13 protein-coding genes are annotated in these 24,318 nt (G+C 44.4%); all 13 read left to right on the forward strand.

The genetic code is table 11. The annotated features are described in order from the left end of the window. Positions 1-67 precede the first annotated feature (67 nt). The 13 genes from K6V26_RS06850 to K6V26_RS06910 all read left to right on the forward strand — a co-directional run bounded on the left by K6V26_RS06850 (position 68) and on the right by K6V26_RS06910 (position 24,302). Entirely contained in the window at positions 68-1,453 is a 1,386-nt protein-coding gene (locus K6V26_RS06850) for an alpha-L-fucosidase (protein WP_224264922.1), read from the forward strand. 27 nt (positions 1,454-1,480) lie between these two features. Next, the gene (locus tag K6V26_RS06855) at positions 1,481-3,823 is read left to right on the forward strand and encodes a glycoside hydrolase family 3 N-terminal domain-containing protein (RefSeq protein WP_224264923.1); all 2,343 of its coding nucleotides are present in this window, start codon (positions 1,481-1,483) and stop codon (positions 3,821-3,823) included. 270 nt (positions 3,824-4,093) lie between these two features. Next, positions 4,094-7,225, forward strand: a complete 3,132-nt coding sequence (locus tag K6V26_RS06860; RefSeq protein WP_224264924.1) for a SusC/RagA family TonB-linked outer membrane protein — start codon at positions 4,094-4,096, stop codon at positions 7,223-7,225. Between the two features lie 21 nt (positions 7,226-7,246). After that, entirely contained in the window at positions 7,247-9,121 is a 1,875-nt protein-coding gene (locus tag K6V26_RS06865) for a RagB/SusD family nutrient uptake outer membrane protein (RefSeq protein WP_224264925.1), read from the forward strand. Positions 9,122-9,153: 32 nt separating this feature from the next. Further along, positions 9,154-9,693 (forward strand): DUF5018-related domain-containing protein, encoded by a 540-nt coding sequence (locus K6V26_RS06870; RefSeq protein ID WP_007653362.1) that lies wholly within the window; start codon positions 9,154-9,156, stop codon positions 9,691-9,693. A gap of 206 nt (positions 9,694-9,899) precedes the next feature. Continuing rightward, positions 9,900-12,806, forward strand: a complete 2,907-nt coding sequence (locus K6V26_RS06875) for a glycoside hydrolase family 2 TIM barrel-domain containing protein (RefSeq protein WP_224264926.1) — start codon at positions 9,900-9,902, stop codon at positions 12,804-12,806. Between the two features lie 974 nt (positions 12,807-13,780). Then, positions 13,781-16,003, forward strand: a complete 2,223-nt coding sequence (locus K6V26_RS06880) for an alpha-N-acetylglucosaminidase (protein WP_007653366.1) — start codon at positions 13,781-13,783, stop codon at positions 16,001-16,003. Beyond that, positions 15,984-18,671, forward strand: coding sequence for a glycoside hydrolase domain-containing protein (locus tag K6V26_RS06885; protein WP_224264927.1), 2,688 nt, complete (start codon positions 15,984-15,986; stop codon positions 18,669-18,671). Before K6V26_RS06880 ends, K6V26_RS06885 begins: the two co-directional genes overlap by 20 nt. Positions 18,672-18,810: 139 nt before the next feature. Further along, entirely contained in the window at positions 18,811-19,677 is an 867-nt protein-coding gene (locus K6V26_RS06890; RefSeq protein ID WP_224264928.1) for an AraC family transcriptional regulator, read from the forward strand. Between the two features lie 142 nt (positions 19,678-19,819). Next, entirely contained in the window at positions 19,820-20,512 is a 693-nt protein-coding gene (locus K6V26_RS06895) for an RraA family protein (RefSeq protein ID WP_048317509.1), read from the forward strand. A gap of 17 nt (positions 20,513-20,529) precedes the next feature. Beyond that, positions 20,530-21,699, forward strand: a complete 1,170-nt coding sequence (locus K6V26_RS06900; protein WP_048317495.1) for a mandelate racemase/muconate lactonizing enzyme family protein — start codon at positions 20,530-20,532, stop codon at positions 21,697-21,699. Between the two features lie 4 nt (positions 21,700-21,703). Then, positions 21,704-22,498 carry an SDR family NAD(P)-dependent oxidoreductase gene (locus K6V26_RS06905; RefSeq protein WP_224264929.1) on the forward strand — a complete coding sequence of 265 codons (795 nt, stop codon included), beginning with the start codon at positions 21,704-21,706 and terminating at the stop codon, positions 22,496-22,498. 250 nt (positions 22,499-22,748) lie between these two features. Continuing rightward, positions 22,749-24,302, forward strand: coding sequence for a sodium/sugar symporter (locus K6V26_RS06910; protein ID WP_224264930.1), 1,554 nt, complete (start codon positions 22,749-22,751; stop codon positions 24,300-24,302). Positions 24,303-24,318 lie beyond the last annotated feature (16 nt).

Genomic DNA, 24,318 nt, shown 5'->3' on the forward strand with positions numbered 1-24,318 from the left:
TTAATACTAAATCTGATTTGACTTAAACGAAAAATTAAGAATGTACAATAATTAAAACAATCATTTTATGAAATTCCAGAAAACACTATTCGGATGTTTAGTTGGCGCAGCTTTGTCTATGAATGTAAACGCCCAAGAAGTACAAGGATTCGTTCATGAACGTTCTACTGATTATGAATGGCCTACAGATCAACAGGTCTTGGATAAACTTGATAAATGGCAGGACCAGAAATTCGGTGTATTATTCCATTGGGGACTTTATTCGGTTCCGGGTATTGTAGAGTCATGGTCTATTTGTTCAGAGGATGTAGACTGGATTTCCCGTAAAAAGGATATGACGTACGATGAATACAAGAAGTGGTATTGGGGATTGAAGGAATCACTGAACCCGACACAGTTCAATCCAGACAAATGGGCTGATATTATGAAGGATGCCGGAATGAAATATATGATTTTTACAACCAAACACCATGATGGTTTCTGTATGTTTGATTCAAAATATACAGATTTTTCTATTGCAAACGGTCCTTTTGCCAATAACCCCAAAAAAGATGTAGCCCGTTATGTCTTTGACGCATTCCGTCAGAAGGATTTCATGATCGGGTGTTATTTCTCCAAACCGGACTGGCATTGCGAATGGTTTTGGAATCCTTATTTTGCAACTCCCAACCGCCGCCAGAATTATAAGATAGACCGTCATCCGGACTGGTGGAAAAATTACCAGGAATTTACCTATAACCAGATGGATGAACTGATGACTAATTATGGCAACTTCGATATCCTTTGGCTGGATGGCGGCTGGGTGACCGGTGGAGATGTCCATCTGGATAAATTATTGAACAAGGTACGTACTTCTACTCAACCCGGACTGATTTCCGTAGACCGTACTATCCGTGGAAAAAATGAAAATTATCAAACTCCGGAACGTAGTATTCCTGAGACTCAGTTGAATAATCCCTGGGAAAGTTGCATTACTTTGAGCAACGACTGGGGATGGGTTCCTAATGCTCCTTATAAATCACCGACGAAAGTTATCGGTCTGCTGGCTGAAATCACGGCTAAAGGCGGATGTCTGCTACTGGGTGTCGGTCCTACGCCGCAGGGTACTATTGAAGATGCTGTTGCAGAACGTCTGCATGTGATCGGAGACTGGCTGAGAGCCAATGGAAAGGCTATTTACAACACTCGTATCACTCCGGTTTATAATGATGGAAATGTTTGGTTTACAGCAGACAAGGACGGCAAAACATTATATGCTGTTTATGCTTTGCCGGAAGGAGAGAATTTGCCTGAAACAATTGAATGGACAGGGAACATTCCGACAGGAAAAATGAAAATGCTGAAAGGTAACAAAACAGTGAAATATACCAGCAAGGACGGTAAGGTAAAAGTTATTCTTCCGAAAGGGTTGAAAAACGAATCGGTTGCTTTGCAGTTCACTTTGAAGAGATAATAAATGAAATAAAATAACACATGTTATATGAGTAGAACAACTTCTTTAATTATCGGGCTTATCGCCTTTGCAGGACATGCAATGGCACAACAACCGTTATACAAACAGGCTACGGCTCCTGTTGAAGACAGAGTAAAAGATCTTATAGGGCGTATGACGGTTGAAGAAAAAGTCGGCCAGTTATGTTGTCCGCTGGGTTGGGAAATGTATACCAAAACGGCAAACGACGTTCTTGCTTCCGACCTTTATAAAGAACGGATGAAGACGATGCCTATCGGTTCATTCTGGGCAGTCCTTCGAGCCGATCCCTGGACACAAAAAACTTTGGAGACAGGATTGAATCCGGAACTGTCAGCTAAAGCATTAAATGCCTTACAAAAATATGCCGTAGAAGAAACCCGCCTGGGAATTCCTGTCCTATTCGCAGAAGAATGTCCGCACGGACATATGGCAATTGGTACCACTGTCTTCCCGACATCTTTGTCGCAGGCAAGTACCTGGAATGCAGAGTTAATGCATCGGATGGGAGAGGCTATTGCCCTGGAAGCACGTTCACAGGGGGCCAATATCGGTTATGGTCCGGTGCTGGATATTGCCCGTGAACCCCGTTGGTCACGTATGGAAGAGACTTTCGGTGAAGATCCTGTGCTGACAACTCATCTGGGAGTTGCCTTTATGAAAGGTATGCAGGGTAAATCGCAGAATGACGGAAAGCATTTGTATTCTACCTTGAAACATTTTGCCGCTTATGGCATTCCTGAAGCCGGACATAACGGTGCACGTGCCAATGTCGGTATGCGTCAGTTATTTTCCGATTATCTGCCTCCTTTCAAGAAAGCAGTGGAAGAAGGAGTTGGAACGATTATGACTTCCTATAATACTATCGATGGCGTTCCCTGTACTTCTAATAAATATTTATTGACGGATGTTCTCCGTGATCAATGGGGTTTTAAAGGGTTCGTTTATTCGGATTTGACAAGTATCGAAGGCATTGTCGGGGCAAGAGTAGCGAAAGATAATAAGGAGGCTGCCGTCCTGGCTTTGAAAGCCGGTTTGGATATGGACCTGGGAGGAAATGCTTATGGAAAGAATCTTCAGAAAGCCTTGGAAGAAGGTGCCATCACCATGGATGACCTCAACAGAGCGGTCGCTAATGTCCTCCGTCTGAAATTCCGCATGGGGTTGTTTGAGAATCCGTATGTTTCACCGGAACAGGCCAAACAGGTGGTACGTTCAAAAGCTCACAAGGAACTGGCTCGCGAAGTTGCCCGTGAAGGGATTGTTTTATTAAAAAATGAAGGTGTATTGCCTCTGAAGAAAAATATCGGAAGCATTGCCGTGATCGGTCCGAATGCAGATATGATGTATAACCAGTTGGGTGACTATACGGCTCCTCAGGAACGTGAAGAGATTGTTACGGTACTGGATGGCATACGAAAAGCCGTTTCTCCTTCAACGAAAGTGAATTACGTAAAAGGCTGTGCAATCCGTGATATAACTACCAGTAATATCCCGGCAGCGGTAGAAGCTGCCCGTGCTGCAGATGCAGTTGTTTTGGTTGTCGGTGGTTCGAGTGCCCGCGATTTCAAGACAAAATATATAGGTACAGGTGCTGCGGATGTTTCTAACGACGGAAACCAACTCCTGTCGGATATGGATTGTGGCGAAGGATATGACCGTAGCACATTGCGTTTGCTGGGCGATCAGGAAAAACTCCTGGAGGCGGTAGCTGCCACAGGTAAACCATTGGTTGTTATTTATATCCAGGGACGTACATTAAATATGAACCTGGCTTCGGAAAAGGCACAGGCGTTGCTTACTGCCTGGTATCCGGGTGAACAGGGTGGGGCAGCTATAGCAGATGTTTTGTTTGGCGATTATAATCCTGCCGGGCGTTTGCCTGTATCCGTACCCCGTAGCGAAGGTCAGTTACCCTTATTCTATTCACAGGGAAAACAGCGTGCCTATGTCGAAGAAGAAGGAACGCCTCTTTATGCATTTGGCTATGGATTAAGCTACACTAAGTTTGATTACAGTCAATTGGAGTTGCAGAAAGGTAATGGAAAAGATGTCTTGCAAACAGTCAGTTGTACGGTTACCAATACCGGAGACTGTGACGGGGAGGAAGTTGTCCAGCTTTACATCTGTGATAAAGTAGCCTCTGTTTCCCAGTCCCCAATCCTGTTAAAGGCTTTCGAACGTATCTCCCTGAAGAAAGGCGAAAGCAAGAAAGTTACTTTCACATTGGGTGAAGAAGAACTGTCTCTTTATAATATGGAAATGAAACAGGTGGTAGAACCGGGAGACTTCAAAGTCATGGTTGGAGCTGCTTCGGATGATATCCGGTTGGAAGGAGAGTTTACATTGTAATAGAAGTTTCTATATCTAAAAGAAGAGGCTGGGTTCGATGTGAGTCCAGCCTTTTTTGTGTTATATACTAAGTATATATTCAATATCTTTGATTACATTTTTCCCTTTAGTTCCTAAATTGGAACATTTTTGAAGAATCCGTTCCGTATTTAAAAGTTCTTACCACAAGCATTATACTTACTGAGAATGAGATCATAACTTACTTTGTAATCGTAAATCTTTTATGAATTAAAGTATTATGTAAAGTAGTTTTCACTAAACATTATTATTATGGAAAACAAGAAAATGTGTGTTTGGAAACGAGGGGGATACTTTTTTATTGCGACTTTATTAGGAGCGGGTCCTTTCTCAAGTCATGTTTATGCCGGAACTGATCATGATCAGTTCAACTCGGTCACTACCGAGTTGAACTATGGTTTAAATCAGAAAAAAGGAAAAAAAGTTACAGGAACGATTATCGATGAAACCGGCGAACCTGTTATTGGAGCTAATGTAGTACAAAAAGGTACTACTAATGGAAGTATAACAGATATAGACGGGCGATTCTCTTTGGAAATTCCGGAAGATGCTATTCTGGAAATATCTTATATCGGCTATCTGACCCAGTCTATTCCGGTGAAGAATAAATCTTCTTTACAAATCACTCTCCGGGAAGATACTCAAAAATTGGATGAGGTGATTGTTGTTGGATATGGTTCTACTAGTGTCCGGAAAAATACGGCCGCCTTGGCTACAGTAGATAACACGAAGGTGCTCGAAGTTCCTTTTTCGGACATGGGATCGAGTTTGCAAGGACGTGTACCAGGTGTAATTGTACAGCAGGGATCGGCTGAGCCGGGGCAGAATGGAGCCAGTGTTTCTATACGTGGTAATGGAGATCCATTATATGTGATTGACGGATTTGTTTCTTCGAGCGGCCGTTTTATGGCACTGAATAAATCGGATATCGAATCGATGACCGTATTGAAAGATGCAGCCTCTACTGCTGTTTATGGTATGAATGCCGGTAATGGTGTAGTTGTAGTCACTACTAAACAGGGGAAAGCCGGAAAGTTGAATGTAAATTATCAGGCTAATTTCGCATTCAATACACCGTCTTATCCGGCGGAGCGTTTGAATGCATATGAATATGCAACGGCCATTAATAAATTAAATCAATCTTTGGGTAATGGTCTCAATTCGTTCAGAACGCAGGAAGAGATGGCAGAGATTGAAGCGAATCTGGGTTCATACACAAACTGGGAAAATGCGTTATTACGTAATTATACACCTCAGAATGAACATACGGTATCTATTAGTGGAGGTAATGATAGGCTGAAATATTTTGGTAGTCTGAATTATCTGGGACAAAAAGGTATTTATAAATCGGATAAGTTAAATTATGACCGTTATAATTACCGGACCAATGTAAGCAGTAATTTCGATGAAATAGGTTTAACAGTCGGTTTGAATGTCAATGGAACGGTAAAAGACGAACTATATCCCAGCGCCAGTGCATATACTCTCTATTCCCGCCTGAAGGACAGGACACCTTTTGAGAAACCATATAATGAAGACGGCACAGTTTCCAATCAATTTGATAACCCAGCGTTACAACTGGATGGTCCGGGTGAAATCAAATATCGTACTGTTTATAATCAATTAGCTGTCAATCTGGAGTGGGCAGTACCTTGGGTAAAAGGCTTGAAGTTCGGTTTTGACGGAAATTATAATATCGAGAGTCAGGACAGGGCTGACTGGTATGAAAATGCCACCTATTATGATGCGGATGGGAATGCCACCTTTGAAGATCCTTCCAATATCAGTATGACTCGTTCTTCTTATCAGCACAACCGATATGATTTCAATGTGCGTGCCGATTATAAGAACACCTTTAATGAAAAACATAATGTACTGGTAACTTTAGTGCACAACCGTCAGTATTATCATGGGACATCTCTTTCTGCCAGTTCGAATACCTTCTATCTGTCGACGATACATCAGATACAAAACGGAGATGCTGCCAGTATTACGGCAAGCAACAAAGAAAGTAAACAGACCTCGATGGGATATGTAGGCCGTCTTCGTTATGACTATGACAACCGGTATATGGCAGAGTTCTCCGGACGTTACGATGGCTCGGACTGTTTTCCGAAAGGGAACCGGTTCGGTTTCTTCCCTTCCGGTTCTTTGGGATGGGCTATTTCGGAAGAAGAGTTCTTTTCGCCGGTAAAGGATTTAGGTATATTCGATTACTTCAAAGTGCGCGGCTCATACGGTGAAATCGGTTTGAACGGAGCAAAACATGACGACTATGCTTATTTGACAACTTTCAATTATAATTCTAATGCATATGTAATCGGTGGAAGCATGGTCAATTCGATTACGCCGGGGGCTACTCCCAGTATAAATATGACCTGGTACACCCGTGATAAAACAGACGTTGGTATTGATTTTTCTACGTTGGGAAACAAACTGGAAGGTTCGTTCGACTGGTTTTATGAACGGACAAAGGGATATCTGGTGGCACCGAAATATGAATATACGGATCCGATCGGTTATGACCTGCCTTTGATTGTTTCCAAGGCAGAAGACCGTTCTGAAGGATTGGATGGTTTTGTAAAATATACGGATAAGATTGGGCAAGTTAATTTCTCTGCCGGTTTCAACTTTACCTGGTATCGCTCGATTAAGGCAATAACCAATGAAGATAAAGTGACTTTGTCAAATCCTTATACTCGTGAACAAGGATATAAGCAAGGTTATCTGGGAACAGGCTTCGTCGGGACACAGTTTTATATGACTCCGGAAGATGTATTGAATAATCCGAAACGTATTAATTCGAAAGACCTGCGCCCCGGTGATTTATGGTATGCCGATGTGAATGGTGATGGTCAGATTACAGGGCAGGATCAGCGTAAATACGGAAACAATGCAAGTCCGCGTTTTGTATTTGGTATCGACTTGTCGGCAAACTGGAAAGGTTTAAATGTTTTGGCAAATATCCAGGGAACCGGTCGTAGACAGACTTATATGAGTGCTGTAGCTATGGGAAAAGAAGGTGAACGAAGGCTGGACTTTACTTATCAGCTCGATACCTGGTCACCGACTAACACCGATGCTACATTCCCTCGTCCGGGTAATACGTCGTTGAATGAAAATAATAACTATGTCGATTCTGATTTTTGGGCTCGCAATTCAAATTATGTGCGTTTGAAATCGTTGACAGTCTCATATGATTTGAAATATGCAGCTTTGAGAAGCTTGTCGTGGTTACAGAATCTGACGGTCTTTGCTTCTGGTGTGAACTTATTCGCTATCGGTCCTTCTGTGAAATATGCTGACCCTGAAGCTTCGAACTTCGACGGATATGCTTATCCGATGATGCGTACTTATTCCCTTGGATTCCAATTAGGATTTTAATAACAGATAAAAGAGTAAATTATGAAAAGAATATATATAGGCCTTGTTGTTTTAGGCCTTGCATTGACAAATACTTCATGTTCGGACTTTCTTGATACGAGACCGTATGATAAGATCATTGGGGATGATACATGGACGAGTGAAACGTTGGCAGAATCATTTGTGTATTCCATCTACTCGAGTGTACTACAAAAAAGTTTGTGGCTAGGAGCATACGGACATCGTTATTCCTGCCATGCTGAAAGTTCAACAAAGAATGCTATGACAGGTACGCTGAACAGTTCTTACTGGTCGAGGGACCGTGCAGAAGGGGTGACCGCAGATGATAATTATGAATGGTTGGATTACAGTGTTCTTTGGCGTATTCACACAGCAATGGAAGAGATTACCGCAAGTGAAATATTTTCAGAAGAATTTAAAACCCGTACTGTCGGGGAATTGAAATTTTTACGTGCAGCTCATTATTTCTTGTTTGCCCGTCAATATGGAGGACTACAGATTATTGACCGTGTGTTGTCTGTAGAGGATGATTTGCAAATACCACGTTCTTCAGTTAAGGAGACATATGATTTTATCATAAAGGATTTGGAAGAAGCGGCCCAGGCATTACCGGCAACCGGAAAAGTAGCCAGAGGACGTGTCAGTAGTATGGCTGCCCATGCTTTGTTGATGCGTGTAGCAAATCAAGCGGCGGCTTATGCCGATGGTGGTTCTGCCCAAAGCCAATATTATGATAAAGTGATTGCAGCAGGTACGGCCTTAGGATTAGATGCCGATGGCAGCCAACTGAGTCCTTATTATGATATGTTCCGTTCGTACGAAACGGCAGTTACAGCACAGGAACAAATTCTGGTAGTGGAACGTCTTAAATTAAATTCATCCCTACATGATACTCCTATGCAATATCAGGGTTTATGGCATGCCGGTAATATATCGGAATATGCTAAAAAGAATTTTCCGATCCATGCAACGATGAATTATTGGGGAATGGATGGTGGTTCATGGCCTACGCAGGATTTAGTAGACGATTATCTGGTAGAAGAAACAGACGGATCGATCAAGTATTGGGAAGATGCATCATATGTACAGACAGGGACAAACGTCGATGAAAAGATGTATTTTAGTAAGGATAAGAAAAGAGATTTACGCTTCTATACAACGATTTTATATGATAGCTGTCTGTATTTCAATGGTCAGGAACGTATTTTCTTCCGTCGTGACGGAAACTGTTCCAACTCTAACAGTCCGATCAATGCAGGAGCGGAAGATGAATACGGACGTAGGGCAGGAGATTTGGATAACTATAATTCTTCAACCGGTTATGCCATGTTGAAATATCATTATGACCCTGTTGTTTCTTTACCTGACCCAGGTTCACAAAAACTGGATTATTGTTATTCCGTATTACGTTATGGCGAGGCTTATTTAAATATGGCAGAGGCTTATCTGATGAAAGGCGATTTTGCGAATGCCCGTAAATATATGATCCCGACGATGGTAAAACATGGAGGGTTCAGCCCGGAAAAAGCTGCGGCATATCTCAATACGAAAAGCGGAAACGGCTGGAACGATCCTTTATTCGAAGCCTATAAACGTGAACGTAATGTTGAAATGGTGTATGAATGCAATGACCGCTATTGGTCTCTTTTGCGATGGGGAATGCGTCAGAGTGGCGGTGTCGGTAACGGGGCCTATGCAACGAGTGGTTTCGTTATCCCTGAATTGGTTGGACCATTACGTGGTATACGTATCTCTCGTGACGGACAGAAGTATGAATTTTTTGAAGTAAATAATGCGATAGGAGAAGCCCGGTTCTCCCCGAAACGCTATTTAGTACCGTTGAACCGTAGCTTCTGCTTGAAATCCGGTGTTGTACAGAATGCGGGATGGGAATGATCTTATTAATAGTAAATAAAAAGACAAATACAATGAAAAGATATTTTAATATATTGGTCGGATGCTTATTGATATTCTCTATGAATAGTTGTTTATATCACAATCTGGAGGATTTAGAGAACTCATCGGATAAAAAAATGACGAATGTCGATTATTCATATCGTTTTTTATATAACGATACGATTCAGAAAGGAACTGCCAATCAGGAAATTCTTGAAGGACGCGTTTGTGAAGTGATTTTTAGTAAATCGATAGAGAATGTGGAAGAAAACGGAATAACTGGTTTTAAAACGACTCTGACTCATACTCTGAATAGTATTCAGAAAGCGGGACCATCCGGTTCCGTTACGAAGGAAATGCTGTATAAGATGTTCGAAGAACAGATCGCACAGGATGGTTTATCGAAGCTCTGGGTATATGTCTCCATTTCGGATGCCGCTATCATTTCACCGTTGGAGGGAGCGCCTACGTTAGGAGCCCCCGGTGATTTTACAAAAGATCGTTATTACCGGGTGACTGCAGCAGATGGTTCCACACAGGATTATATATTGAAAACGGTTAAGGCTTTCTGATTATCCGGCTTTATTTAAAGAATAAAAAGATGTGGCTTCTTTTAACTGATAAGAGAAGATCACATCTTTTTGTTTTATCCAGTTCCTAAATTTGTTTTATTTCGGATTTATTAGTTCCGAAATAGAGCATCTTCCATTCGAAGTAGTCTTTGTGAATTGCTTTTGTATGGTTAGTTTTGTAGGGGTGATTTAAGAATAAAATACATATGAATTTGAAGCGATTTTTTCATTTATTAGTTTGGATATTATTGGCTCTTCCGGTTTGTGCTGCGGATTTCACTGTTCCGCGTCTTTCCCCTTTACCCATAAAGGTGGAAAAGCAGAAAGTACCTTTAGCAGGGTATTGGCAGTTTAACCCTTCTCCCGAAAAAGAATTTTGGAAGAAAGGAAGTGTTAGTGACTGGAAGAACATAGAGGTTCCCGGCGAATGGGTGATGCAGGGGTTTGAAGTCGAGAAGGGGAAGGCCGCCGGTTATTTCCGTACGTTTACTATTCCTTCTGCTTGGAGTGGGCAACAGATCAAACTGCGTTGTAACGGCATATACAGTGATAGCCGGATTTATATAAACGGAAAAGAGGCCGGTTCTCATTTAGGTGGTTTTACGGCTTTTGAACTGGATGTGACGGATTTGGTGCAGGTAGGAAAGGAAAACCGTATTGCAGTCTCTGTCATTTCAGAAAGTCTTGCCGATTCGACATCCAGTGCTTCTCAATATGCCGTTCATCCGTTGGGTGGTATAACAAGAGATCTTTATCTTTTTGCCTTGCCCGAGGTGAATCTTTCGATGTTCCATGCCAGTACATCTTTCGATACTTCTTATGTCGATGCCGTATTGAAGACTAATATTGAAATAACGAATGAATCGTCTGCCGTAAAATCCGGTTTGTCCCTTCATTTTACGTTGAAAGATGCAAATGGAAAAGAAATACAACTGAAAGAGAATACTCTTCCGGTTCAAAACATGGCGATGGGAGCGACGGAAAAGGTTGAAATATCTTTTGATATAGCGAAGCCGGAAAAATGGGATTCCGAGCATCCTTATTTATATACGCTCACCTGTCAGTTGAAAGAGGGGAAAAAGGTGTTGCATGAAACGGTACACCGGGTAGGTTTCCGCCAGGTGGAAGTTCGCGGCAACCAGATGTATATAAATAATATGCCGGTAAAGCTGCGGGGTGTTTGCCGTCATGAGGTCATGCCGTTGCGCGGACGTTCTGTGAATGACGGCATGTGGCGGAAAGATGTCGAGTTGTTCCGTCGTGGTAATGTGAATTATATCCGTACGTCCCACTATCCGCCCGATGAAGCCTTACTGGAAGCCTGCGATGAACTGGGAATGCTGGTAGAAGTGGAAGCTCCTTTCTGCTGGGCACATAACACGAATGTACCGGAAGAGATGCATGATGCCGTACTGGTGAACCAGCATGTCGAGATGGTAAACCTGAACCGCAGCCATCCTTCCGTTATTATGTGGTCGCTGGGAAATGAATCATTGAAATATGCCGAATATTTCAAAAAGGCGGGAGAAGTCGTGAAGCAGATGGACCCGACACGTCCGCGCATCTTCAGCCAGTGGGGACCGGATGCCGATAACGGCGAACTGGAAGTAACCAATCATCATTATCCCGGACCTACCGGACCGAATAAATACCGCAATAGCAAACGCCCCGTCACATTCGACGAGTTCTGCCACCTGAATGCTTACAACCGCTTGGAACTGGCGGCCGATCCGGGACTTCGTTCGATGTGGGGACCTCTGCTGGACCAGATGTGGAATGATATGTATCATAGCCAGGGTGTTCTGGGCGGTGCGATATGGGCCGGTATCGACGATACCTTCTTCCTGCCGGGTGAAAAGGCGGTCGGTTACGGAACCTGGGGACCGATAGATGGATGGCGGCGTGAGAAACCGGAATATTGGGGAATGAAGAAAGCATTCAGTCCGGTTAAGATCGTACAGAAAGGAAATATGTCGGCCGACGGTATTGTCCGTTTCCATGTGGAGAACCGTCATAATTTCAGTAATCTGTCGGAATGTTTCATCGTGTGGAAAGCCGGAGGAAAGAGCGGCAGGGTAACAACCGATATGGCTCCCCGCTCGGAAGGAGAGTTTGAAATTCAGTTGCCGGAATCTTTACGGAATACGGAGAAGCTGGAACTGACGGTTACCGGTGTCCGTGGTTTTGTGATCGATGAATACAGTTTCCGTATTTTACCGGAACAGATCAAGCCACAGGGACAAGGGCAGTCAGGACAACTCTCTTGTCAGGAAAAAGCCGATGTTATCGAGATTCAGTCGGTAGGAGGAGTGTTTACTGTGGATAAACGCAACGGATTGTTGTCCGCCGGTCAGGGAGGTAATGCCGTATTGCTGCAATCACCTGCTTTGATGGTACTGCCGTTGAACGGAGATGGCGAAGGTGTCCAGATGGTCGGAAAAGACCAGAAGTTCAAGCCATATAACCCAGTCTGCGAAAATTGGATAGCTCAGTCTGTTACTTGTCTGCCGGGTGATGAACTTATTAGTATAAAAGTAAAAGGAATTTATAAAGAAGCCGAAGGCATATTTGAATATCGTTTTCATAAGAACGGAGAAGTCACTTTTGTCTACGACTTCACTATGCTTCAGGATATTTCCCCGAGACAAACAGGGTTGGTATTTACTTTACCTTCTTCTTTTACCCATCTGGACTGGAAGCGGAAAGGCTATTGGAATGTATATCCGGAAGACCATATAGGAGCGTTGACGGGACAAGCTGAAGCATTCGATGCCTCTTTGCCTGTATCCGGACTGGCAGGTCCTTCCAAACAACCTGTAAAATCCTGGTCGTATGACCAGACGGCAGCCGGTTCAAACATGTTCCGTTCTACGAAGGAGAATATTTACTCAGCCCGGCTGAAAGACGGATCAGGACAATCTGTCACAGTGAAATCCGACGGAACGCAGTATGTCCGTGCCTGGATAGAAGGCGATGCAATTCGCTTATTAGTTGCCGATTATAACAATCCGGGAAAGGAAAACTTCCTGATCCCTCATGCCGAGAAAGAATACAAGCCGTTGCGAAAAGGCGATAAAGTACAGGGGAAAGTAACGGTTTCTTTTCATCCGTAAAGACAGATCTAAAATAGCAGAAAAAAAGGTCCGGTGTTTTGAAATGTTAAGACAGGACTTTTGATTACAAAATAAGGGACTTTTGAATGCAAAAGTCCCTTATTTTTTTTCAGAGATATTTATCTTGTTAAAATTGAACATTAGAACGGCTTAGAAGAAAATCAGTGGGGATAGACATATAAGTTAGGCTTCTCCAATTTTCTAGTGACAATTTTTATATAAAAACCTCCTCTCTCAGTGTGTTTTTATTTCTCATCTTTCAGTTTTCAGGTGTCTTCTGTCCTTTGATGTTCATGGTTTGTGCACTGAAAAATGTTTTAAGAATGAGAGAAGACTTATCTTACAGGTAAAAAATACCAATAGTTTTCTAAATGGGTAAATATCTGTCTGTCCTCCGATGCCTCTCCGTTTTTTATCGGACAGGTACCCCTCTTTTATCGTATAAGCCTTCGCATTTTTTCTCCTTTCAGCCGGATCCTTTGAATATTAAAGCTGTAAACAGGGATGAAACCTGAAAGATGAGAATAAAGGATGAATAGGTAGCACTATAGTGTTAACCACCTTTACACAGTAGAGCTAATGGTACTGATACTACTATGCTAGCAAGATGACATAGTAGTACTGGCATGATGGCATTACTAAGTCGCCCATATCGGGTGAACACCTATTAATAGATCTATCCCCATGGATTTGTCTGCTATACCCTATAATGAATATACCAATACAATATAGAGTATCGGTATGTACATTATAGGGTATGACCTGCCGGGATATAGGAAAAAAAACGTACGCTTTTCTTCCAACGGATAGGCAGGGAATGGCGAACGGATGCCTATCCGTTCTTTTTAACGAACTATTGTAGGATATCAGGGATAGATATGTAGAACGTGTAAAGTAAGTTTATTTGCGTATCCTTATAGGGTAAACGGGCTTTTCTACGTCTAGTAATATAAATAATTATAAAGATTTATACCATGAGAATTGTAAGTAAAGTATTTTTGCTTTTTTGTATTTTATCTCTGATGTCTTGTCAGAAAGATCCGCAGATACAGGCTGCTTATGACTTGATCGAACGTATTACTCCGGGTTATAGTCAACAGTTTAGTCTGGAACTGATAGAGCCGGAGAACGGGAACGATGTCTATGAAGTGGCTGGGGAGAACGGCAAGGTTGTGTTGCGGGGGAACAATACGGTATCGTTGGCAACAGCTTATAACCAGTATTTGAAATATCATTGTAATGCCCATGTTTCCTGGTTTGGCGATCAGTTGAACTTACCGGCGACATTGCCTGTTCCGGCAGAGACGACACACCGGATAATTAACGGTAAGTATCGTGTCTATTTTAATTATTGTACCTTGAGCTATACCGGTGCCTGGTGGGATTGGGAACGTTGGCAGCGTGAGATCGACTATATGGCTATGAATTCGATCAATACACCTTTGTCGGTTGTCGGTTTGGAAGGTGTTTGGTATAACACACTGCTTCGTTTCGGTTTTACGGATGAGGAAGCGCGTTCTTATCTGGTCGATCCTGCCCATTTTGCCTGGCAGTGGATGCCTAATATCGAAAGTTTTGGCGGACCGCTGCCGAAATCGTGGATCGATTCGCATATTGCTTTGGGTAAACAAGTGGTAAACCGTCAGTTGGAATTAGGCATGACACCGATACAGCAAGGTTTTTCCGGTGCTGTACCTCGTAAGATGATGGAAAAGTTTCCGGAAGCAAAGATACAGAAACAACCGGATTGGTATGGATTTGAAGGTATCTGCCAGTTAGATCCGCTGGATCCGTTGTTTACGGAACTGGGAAAAACTTTTCTGGAAGAGGAACAGAAATTATATGGAACCTACGGACTCTATGCAGCCGATCCTTTCCATGAAAGCAAGCCGCCTGTGGATACCCCTGAATATCTGAATGCTGTAGGTTCTTCCATCCATAAATTGATGAAGACGTTCGATCCGGATGCGTTGTGGGTGATGCAAGCCTGGAGCTTCCGGAAAGATATTGCATCCGTCGTACCGAAACATGACCTGCTCGTATTGAGCCTGAACGGGGCGTTAGGGGGAGAAGATCATTTCTGTAATCATGATTTTGTGGTTGGTAATCTGCATAACTTCGGCGGACGTGTCAATCTTCACGGAGATTTGCCGCTGGTATCATCCAATCAGTTTATGAAAGCGAAACAGAAAACGCCGAATGTGGTAGGTTCCGGTTTATTCATGGAGTCGATCGGACAAAATCCTGTATTTTATGAGTTGGCATTTGAAATGCCGGTTCATCAGGATTCGGTAAAGCTGGAAGAATGGTTGAATAAATATGCGGAACGTCGTTATGGCGCATTTTCGGATGCCGCCAATAAGGCCTGGGAGTTATTGCTGGCGGGTCCTTATCGGGCCGGGACGAATGGGGTCGAGTCCAGTTCGATCATCTGTGCCCGTCCTGCTGTGGATGTGAAGAAGTCGGGGCCGAATGCCGGTTTTAATATTCCTTATGATCCGCAATCATTGATAGAAGCTGAAGTATGTTTATTACAGGATGCGGAACAATTGAAAGGATCCGGACCTTATCGTTTCGATATTGTAGATGTACAACGTCAGATTATGTCAAACCTGGGACAGGAAATACATAAAAAAGCCGCCGAGGCATTTAAGAAAAAGGATAAAGAGGCATTTGCTCTGCACTCCGGACGTTTCCTCGAGTTATTAAAAGATGTAGATATCTTGCTTCGTACCCGTACAGAGTTTAACTTTGACCAGTGGTTGACTGATGCCCGTGCCTGGGGAACGACCGATGAAGAACGCAATTTGTTTGAAAAGAATGCCTCTTCACTGGTGACTATCTGGGGCGGACAGGTCGATGTACGTCAATTTGATTACTCATGGCGTGAATGGACCGGTTTGATCGAGGGATATTATCTGCAACGTTGGAAACAGTTCTATGATATGTTGCAGGGACATCTCGATAACGGAACGATTTATAGGGAGGAAGATGCAAAGATGGATTTAGGCCGTCAGGCTTTCCGTGCGAATGAGTTTTATGATTCGTTGGCTGACTGGGAGTTGGCTTTCGTTGATCGTCCGGGTAAGGCCCGTACTCCGGTAACGGAAGGAGACGAAGTGGCTGTTGCCCGCCGAATGTTGGACAAATACAAACAATTATCAAAAGAATACTACAATGTTGAGAAAACAAATTAAGTACCTGATGGTGTATTCGCTTCTGGCCCTGCCTTGTGTTATGCAGGCGCAAGATGATGTAACGAATGCCTTTGATGACTTGAAAAGACAGGGTACGGTGAATGAGCAGGACTCGGAAATGCGCCGTGTGGCTTCATCGGATGCGGTGAAGAGGTTGATACAGGAAAATCCGGAAGCCGGTTACTTCTGTTTTACGGAAGACCGGTTACATGATATCCGTATGACGGATGCAATCCCTGTGCGTTGGGTGGAACGGTCGGTTGATTCGCGGACAAAGTTCCGGGGCGATTGTCTTCCGGGTGAGTTCTATACCTGGCAGGTAGGAATCTTCGCTCCGTATGAAAACTTGTCGGACGTATCTGTTATCTTCTCTGACTGGAAGAATGAAAAGGGAAATAAGATTCCGGCTTCTGCTTTCCGTTGTTTTAACCTGGGAGGGACTGATACGAATGGCCAATCTTTTAAAAAGACGGTGAATGTCTCCAAAGGAAATGTGCAGACATTATGGATCGGTTCCGATGTACCTGTAACGGCAAGCGGCGTTTATAAAGGAAAAGTTACGATCAAAGCTGCTGATGCCAAACCGGTAGAGATCGCATGTGAATTGACCGTACAAGGTTCTCCCATCGCCAACCACGGGGATAACGATGGATGGAGGAAAACCCGCCTGCGCTGGCTGGATTCTTCCATTGGTAACGCCGATGAACCGACGGCTCCGTATATCCCGGTTCAATTACAGAAACAAACGATTTCCTGGTTGGGAGGAACGATGGAGCTGTCGAAAGAGGGCCTTCCTCAATCCCTTTCTACCCGTTATGATCAGAGTAACCAGTTGAACGATCAGAGCAATACTCCCGTTCTGGCAGGAGAAATGCGGTTCGTGATAGAAACGGAGAATGGCGAAGAAGTGCTGAAACCCGGTTCCCTGCGGATCACCGGACGGAATAATGCGTCGGTAAATTGGATAGCTACCCGGAAGAACCGTAATTTTGAAGTACAGTGTTCCGGTAAATTCGGTTTCGATGGTCTGGTCGATTATCAGATACAGGTGAAATCCCTGGGAGACGTGAAAGTAAAGGATATCCGCCTGGAAGTACCTTATACTTCGTATGCTGCCAAATATATGATGGGATTGGGACATAAAGGCGGTTTCCGTCCGGATTCTGTAATTAACTGGCAATGGAATGTCGACAAACATCAGGATAAGATCTGGATGGGAAATATAAATGCCGGTCTGAACTTCTGCTTCAAAGATGAAAACTATGTCCGCCCGCTGGTGAATATTTATTATGGTTTAGGTAAACTGAACCTGCCTGCTTCGTGGGGAAATGCCAATAAGGGCGGTATCGATATTCTGCCCGATAAAGACGGTACAGTCCTGATGACGGCCTATAGTGGTGAACGGACTATGCAGAAAGGTGATGTTCTTCATTATAATTTCAATATGCTGGTTACTCCGGTGAAACCGCTTAACCTGAAAGAACTGGCGGAAAAACGTTTCTACCATTCCAACAGCGATGTGAGTGCCGGTTATATCCCTGCTGCATTGGAAGCAGGTGCCAATATGATTAATATCCATCATAAGAAAGATGTATATCCGTTCATTAACTATCCTTATTATGATGAAGCAGTTCCGGATTTGAAACGTTTTATCTCGGATGCACACAGCAAGGACCTGGATGTCCGGCTTTATTATACGACTCGTGAGTTGACGGTGAAGATACCTGAACTTTGGGCGTTACGTAGCCTGGGTGGTGAAGTGATCCATGACGGTCCCGGAAAAGATGCCCGTACCCTGATTCACCGGAACGGTCCTCACGAATGGTTGAACAAGAACCTGACGACTCATTTCATTCCGGCCTGGTATAATGCTTTTAAAGAAGGTAAATATGCCGGCGATATGGATATCTCGGTTATTACTACCCCTGATTCCCGCTGGAACAATTACTATCTGGAAGGTTTGGATTGGATGATAAAGAACCTGGGACTGGATGGTGTTTATATTGATGACAGTGCTCTGGACCATCAGACATTGCAACGTGCCCGCCGTATTATGGATGCCGACGGAAAGCGCCGGCTGATAGATATCCATTCCTGGAACCATATGAACCAGTGGGCCGGTTATGCCAATTCACTGCATTTGTATCTGGAACTGTTACCTTATGTGGACCGCACCTGGATCGGTGAAGGTTTCAGAGCAAATAATACGCTGGATTTCTGGCTGGTGGAAATGTCCGGTATTCCTTTCGGCTTGATGAGTGAAACGCTGGATGCCCGGAACCTATTCAGAGGGATGGTTTACGGAATGCTTCCCCGTTTGCCGTGGAGCGGAAATCCTGTTCCGCTTTGGAAACTTTGGGATGATTTTGGCATGAAGAATGCACAGATGAGAGGTTATTGGGACGAACGTTGTCCAGTGAAAACGGATAATAAGGACATCCCGGCTACCGTTTATGTGAATGGTGATAAAGCGCTGGTGGTACTGGCAAACTGGACGGATATGCCTCAGACGGCTGAAATCACACTGGATGAGGAATTGCTCGGATTCAAACCATCTTCTTATATCTTACCTGAGATTAGAAATACACAATGGGAAGGAAAACTGTCTTCCTTGAAGCAATGTGAGATTATGGGGAGAGGCGGAATGATTATTTTACTGGAAAAATAAAGGAATATATAGGTTAGTTCCGATTTGTATAAGTTAAAGGACCGAAAGATACCATTTCGGTCCTTCTTTTTTCTTCGAAGTGTAAAATCCGGTACTGTCTTTTCTCTATCTTTGCTTCAGAACAAGGGAAAGGAATATCATGGATAACAAGACAACAGAACAGTCTCTTTGGGGACTTTTAGAGGGGATAACGGAGAATCTAAAATATAAACGTCTGGCAGATGTCTTTCGTTTCGTCTCTTTCCAGCCGTTTGAAACATTCGGCCCTCACCAGCATCTGCGCATCGAGATCAACTATGTAAAGAAAGGCAACTGCATCCTTCATCTGGAAAACGAAAGTATCAGTTTCAATGAGAACGAGATGATGATTATCTGTTCGAATGTGGAACATACCTTTGAAGCAGGCTCGGAAGGAACGACACTGATGCAGCTGGAATTTCTACCGGAAATATTTTCCCGTTTCAATCCGCATGCACAGGATGAGACAGGCGAGCTGACTCCCGTAACGATCTTTTCGGAAGAGAACCGCCTGATTAAGATCGTGAATAATGTCCGTATTATACGGGCTGTCCAGCGCATTGTAAACGAGATGAACCTGAAAAATAAATACTATCAATACCTGGTGGTGATGTACTATGCGGAACTGCTGATTCTTATCTATCGCTACATGGATGAATCCTATCTGCCGATTTGTACAAATGAGTCGCTGAAAAAGGCAATTTCCTATATTCGTATGAATTATCAGACCGATATATCCATCAGTGATGTGGCCGGGCAGACCGGAGTAGGCGAACGGTACCTCCGCAAACTGTTTGCGCAACACCTGAATCTTTCTCCGTTGGATTATCTGAATCAGATCCGTATTAACAAAGCGATTGAATTGTTGCGCAATACGGAGATGTCGATTAAAGAAATCTGTTTTATCTGTGGGTTCAAATCACCGCAATACTTTTCAAGGGTCTTTAAACAGCAGATGGGGATCACGCCGCGGGAAGTTACCAAGTAGTTTCCGTTTTGTACACATTTTCTTCGTAAAAGGTCCTTCCTGCATACGTTGAGATATGAATTTCGGGCTGACTTTTTGTATACTCCGGCTAACTTTGTGATCAGTAATCATTGAATAATTTATACTGATAAACTATATGGATATGAAAGAATGGAATGATGATAAAGCTCTGTTCTCTTTGATAAAGGAGGAGCTTTATACCGCAGTAATCGGTGACATAATGGATAAGATGGGATATACCCGTCAGTTCCTTCCTCCGCAGATTCGTCCGCTTCGTGATGATATGCTGGTGGTAGGGCGTGCTATGACCGTGCTGGAGGCTGATGTGCTGGAACATGGTAAAGAGTGCGGAGAAAATCCGTTGCTGAAACGCTCTTTCGGGTTGATGCTCGAAGCGTTGGATGACCTGAAGGAAGATGAAGTGTATGTTTGCTCCGGTTCGTCTCCCTGTTATGCTTTATGGGGAGAGTTGATGAGTGCCCGTGCTATCCAGTGTAAAGCGGCCGGCGCAGTGGTCAATGGGTATTCCCGTGATACAAAAGGTATTTTGGCGCTCGACTTTCCTTGTTTTTCTTACGGACCTTATGCACAGGACCAGGCGCCGAGAGGAAAAGTAATTGATTATCGGGTACCTATCGAAATGGATGGCGTGCGGATTAATGATGGCGATGTGCTGGTAGGAGATATCGACGGTGTATGTGTCGTACCCCGCAGTATTGAAGAAGAAGTCTTTACCCGCGCCCTTGAAAAAGCCCGCGGCGAGCGTATGGTATTAAAGAAAATTCAGGAAGGAATGAAAGCACGTGATGCTTTCGATCAGTTTGGTATAATGTAATTAAATCGGAATAGACAATGAAAATCACAGATGTTAAAGTATGGTTGGTACAAGGTATCAAATACAACTGGACGCTACTTAAAATATATACAGACGAAGGCTACACCGGTGTCGGCGAAGCGACCAACTGGCCCGGGAGCCCGATCGTTTTCGAAGCTGCCAAACATGTGGGGCAGCGTATCATCGGCCTCGATCCGATGAAAACGGATTTTATCTGGACAAAACTTTATCGTGACCTGAACTGGATCGGCCCGTATGGAGCCAGCCTGTGCGCTATCAGCGGTATCGACATGGCTTTACTGGACCTGAAGGCGAAAGTGTTGGGTGTTCCCTGTTATGAATTGCTGGGAGGTGCTTATCGTAAAGATATTCTGTTGTATGCAAACTATTGGTTTACCGGCGGTGGCCATAATGCAAAAGATTATACGGAGCAGGCCCTGAAAGTAAAAGAGGCAGGATTCACCGGATTGAAATTCGACCCGTTTGCACATACCAATTATTTTTATGGCGAAGACCTGGCCTCGAATCTGACTTTGACAGCCGAGCAACAGGACCTGGCTTTCGATGTATCGAAAGCTGTCCGCGACGCGGTTGGACCGGAGTTCGATATTATGATCGAGACGCATGCCATGCTGAACTACCGTGTGGCAGTGAAGATGGCCGAACGGTTGGCAAAGCTGGATATCACCTGGTATGAGGAACCTGCCGGCCCCGAAAGTTCCCAGACTTTGCGGGCTATGCGTGAACGTATCCCTTCGGATGTGGCCATCTGTGTGGGAGAACGCCATTATACCCGTTTCGGTATTCGTTCTTTGCTGGAAAAACATGTCTGTGACGTGATTATGCCGGATATTACCCGTTGCGGAGGCCCTTCGGAAATGAAACGGATGGCTACGATGGCGGAAGCCTATAATGTGCTGATTGCACCTCACAATCCGAACGGGCCGTTGTCGACACTGGCTTCTTCGCATGTGTGTGCCGCGATACCGAATTTCTTCCGTCAGGAGTTTATGTTCAACGATGTTCCCTGGAGAGATACGGTGATCGACCATCCGATTGCCGAAATGGTTTACGACGGTCATCTGCATTTGTCCAATCGTCCCGGTTTAGGCGTCGATCTGGTGGAAGAGGAGATGGAGAAACATCCGGGTATTATTACGAACGCTCCCGATAACTTCTATATTTAAGCGTATGAGTTTTATAATAGACTATACAGATAAAGTGGTGCTTGTAACCGGTGTATCATCCGGCATAGGATTGGGTACGGCTATCGAGTTTGCAAAGGCCGGCGCCCATGTTGCCGGGTGTTCCCGGAAAGAGCCCGGTGATCCATGTGCGGTTGCCTTCCGGAAAGCCGTAGAGGCAGAGGGGGTACGGGCCTTATACAGGCAGGCAGATGTGACCTGTCCGGAAGACCTGGAAGCGCTGGTTCGGGAAACGGTCGGCACGTTCGGGCGGATAGATATCCTGGTCTCCAGTGCCGGAGTGAATGTGTTTGAGGGAGCCGAAGGATGTACCGAAGAACGTTGGCAGTATAACCTGGATTTGAATCTGGCTTCCCATTGGCGGTTGTCAAAGTTGTGTAAGCCTTATCTCGAAAAGAGTGGGGAAGGTGTCATCCTGTTGATGACTTCCAACCATGCGTTCGGTACGATACCCGGATGTTTTCCGTATAGCGTTACCAAAACGGCGATAACAGGACTGGTGCGTAACCTGGCAATTGAATGGGGACCAGCCATCCGTACGGTCGGTGTAGCACCCGGTTTTATTGATACGGCGGGCAACGATACCTGGTTTGACTCCTTTCCGGATGCGGAGCAGGAACGCCGGAGAACGATCAACCTGCATCCGGTTAAACGGATCGGCACGGTGGACGAAGTGGGCGCACTTTGTGTCTATCTGGCATCTCCCAAAGCCCGGTTTATCAGTGGAACGACGATTCTGATGGATGGAGGACGTTCGGCCTTGATGCAGGATGAATTTTGACTGATATTGAAATGAAGCATATAATAATCTTCTGCGAAATTGCCTTGCTAATCAGAAAGGCAACTTTGTATATCTTCTATAATTCCTAGCTAATTAGCAAGGCATTTTTGTAGTATGATTATAGTGCCTTTCTGATTAACTAGGCTATTTAGTAGGTAATCTATAATGCCTTTCTAATTAGCGAGGCAATTTCGCAGAGGATTTTGACCATATTTTCAGAAAAAGATATAGAACATTAAATATTGATACCATGAATACTATAGACCTGGTCATTTTTATCGCCTACTGTGCCCTGATCCTGTTCGTCGGCCTGTTTGTCTCCCGGAAGAAAAAAGGGGAAGAACGGGATGCCGGCGATTATTTCCTGGCGGGGCGCGGACTGGCCTGGTGGGCAATCGGTGCTTCGATTATTGCTTCTAATATTTCGGCGGAGCAATTTGTCGGTATGTCCGGTTCCGGTTATGCAATCGGGTTGGCAATGGCTACTTACGAATGGATTGCGGCGCTGGGATTGATTATCGTCGCCAAGTACTTTATTCCGATATTCCTCGAAAAGAAGATATTTACCATGCCCCAGTTTCTGGAGGAACGCTTCGATAAACGGGTCAAGACTGTCATGGCTGTTTTCTGGCTGGCTGTTTTTATCTTTATCAACCTGACTTCCATCCTTTACCTCGGTGCACTGACGATCGAAAAGGTGATGGGGGTCCCTATGATTTGGGGCATTGTCGGACTGGCGGCTTTTGCCGGAATCTATTCCATTTATGGCGGACTGAAGGCGGTGGCGCTGACCGATGTTATCCAGGTGGTATTCCTTATAGGCGGAGGATTGATAACCACTTATATCGCATTGAATATGCTGGGCGGCGGAGAAGGTGTATGGCAGGGAGTCACGAACCTTTATACACAGGCGGAAGATAAATTTCATCTGATTCTCGACAAGTCGCATCCGAGTTATAAGGATTTGCCGGGTATCTCTGTTATTGTCGGCGGACTGTGGGTTGCCAACCTCTATTACTGGGGATGCAACCAGTATATCATCCAGCGTGCTTTGGCGGCCAAATCGGTAGGAGAGGCGCAGAACGGTATGTTGTTTGCCGGGTTTATCAAACTGCTGGTTCCTTTGTTGGTGGTGATTCCGGGGATTGCGGCCTTTGCCCTGAATGCCCCGTTGGAAAAGTCGGACGAGGCTTATCCGTGGTTGCTCAGCAATCTGCTGCCGGTAGGAGTGAAAGGGATCGCTTTTGCAGCGCTGACAGCGGCCATTGTCAGTTCGCTGGCCTCGATGATGAATAGTATTTCAACTATTTTCACGATGGATATTTACCGCTCTTATTTCAGGAAGGATGCCGGACAGCAGGAGTTGGTGCTGACCGGGAGATGGGCCAGCTTCGGGTCGTTGCTGATTGCGGTATCGATTGCTCCGATGTTGTCGGGGCTGGACCAGGCGTTTCAATATATCCAGGAGTTCACCGGCTTTATCAGTCCGGGGGCATTGGCTATTTTCCTGGCGGGGTTCTTCTATAAGCGGGCGACGGCAAACGGAGCGTTGGCTGCGGCTCTCGGTTCGTTTGTGTTTTCTACGCTGATGAAATTCCTTTGTCCCGAATTACCCTGGCTGGACCGTATGGGGATTGTCTTTCTGCTTTGTTGCGGTTTGATCATCCTGTTGGGCAGCAGTAAACATATGAATGAGGAATATACCACCCATCGTCCCGGTTTGTTCCGTACCAGCCGGCTGTTCAATATCCTGTCATTGATTGTCATTGCTATATTGGTGACGTTTTATTGCCTTTGGTGGTGAATATAGAAATAATTGT

It is taken from the genome of Parabacteroides goldsteinii (assembly GCF_020091425.1).
Taxonomy (GTDB): domain Bacteria; phylum Bacteroidota; class Bacteroidia; order Bacteroidales; family Tannerellaceae; genus Parabacteroides; species Parabacteroides goldsteinii.